This window comes from Brucella pecoris (assembly GCF_006376675.1).
In the GTDB taxonomy this organism is placed as follows: Bacteria; Pseudomonadota; Alphaproteobacteria; order Rhizobiales; family Rhizobiaceae; genus Brucella; species Brucella pecoris.
The window spans coordinates 1-1,349 of the sequence record NZ_VEWK01000055.1 but is presented as its reverse complement, the minus strand read 5'-3'; the positions used below and the strand labels follow the sequence as shown (position 1 = coordinate 1,349).

Genomic DNA, 1,349 nt, shown 5'->3' with positions numbered 1-1,349 from the left:
TTCACCCCAAACAGTCTGGGTTGCGGCCTCGCATAATCCACATCGACGGCAATGTCCGGCAGCCGCTCGCGCTTCGACCATTGTCTGAGGGAATTCGGCCGCTTGCGGCATTGCAGCGCGATAACGGGTCGAAATCGCGACGGCGCCAGCTGCTGGTGACGTTTCTGCAGCCGCGCGCATTCGCTCCACCCGCGCCTCCGCATCTCGTAACATATCTGGAATCAGGCGCGTTTCGGGCAGGTTCTTCCAATACTTCTTCGGCATTTCAGAGCACATCGCATTCAACTTTACCCGTGCCGGATTGAAGATGTTCGCGAAATAGGTGCCCCAAAGCGTTTCGGTGACATCTTCCGATAAGTCAGGGCGTGTACCGCCTGGGTGGTAACTAAGTCTGCCGGCCTCAAATCGAGCTGTAAGCCTTGGCGTGGCGATCACCCAGTCCATATCCGCGAAACGCTTTGCGAAAAAGGAACTACCCGGCTCGACTATATTATGCTCCGGCTCAAACCAAGCAGCAAAGCGACGACGCAACCCAGTCTCAGGTAATTCGCGAAACCGTACGAAAGCATGCATCTTGTGGATATCACGGCCAACCGATTTTGCCATGAGATGCAGCTGCCGCCCAAGCGGGTCAGCCTGGCTCAAAGGGTCTCCCGCATCGCGGTCAAGCCGCCATAACGCCTGATAGAGCAGTCCGAACCGTTCCGGATTCGAATGCCAGATGACTGACTGTGCAAGTTTCAAAAACCCCCGCGTAACACTTATACGATGTTCACCAGGCGCGTCGGGCAGCGGCATTCCCTCAAACAATCCGCCCGCTCCGATCCAATCGATATCATTTGGCTCGATACCGTGTGATATCGCGATGCGCGCCATCTCACGCCACGTTTCGAAGGTGCCGTAATCAGGTAGTTTAACGAAATACATCATAGTAGCCGCAGTTGCTCAGCGGGAGATGCAAAGCGAGCGCGTAAATCGACATTGTCGATGAGCCGCCCCGGCGACCAGCCAGGCGCCATGATAAAGGGCCGCGCCTTGTTCATGTTGGCACCTATCCGCACCAGACCATCGTATCTTAAACAGCTATTCCGGCGCGCAACGATTATGCGATCAACCGTCCGGGTTCCAAAACCAGGAACACGCAGCAGCAATTCACGACTTGCACGGTTTACATCCAGAGGAAACAGACCACGGTGCTGTATGGCCCAGGCAAGTTTTGGGTCCAGTTCCAGATCAAGATGACCAGCCTTCGTACCGGTAGCGATTTCCTCCGCGGTGAAACCATAAAAACGCAAAAGCCAATCTGCCTGATATAGGCGGTGTTCACGCAGAAGCGGAGGCTGGATCAA

The 1,349-nt window shown here is 55.4% G+C and carries 1 protein-coding gene and 1 pseudogene; both read right to left on the bottom strand.

Annotated elements, in window-relative coordinates; translation table 11 throughout:
• On the bottom strand, nucleotides 1–930 hold a 930-nt coding region (locus tag FIB18_RS24665), incomplete at its 3' end, for a TIGR03915 family putative DNA repair protein (RefSeq protein WP_140023484.1).
• Nucleotides 927–1,349, bottom strand: a pseudogene (locus FIB18_RS24660) (putative DNA modification/repair radical SAM protein); the annotation flags it as partial. The pseudogene FIB18_RS24660 and the gene FIB18_RS24665, both read right to left, overlap by 4 nt.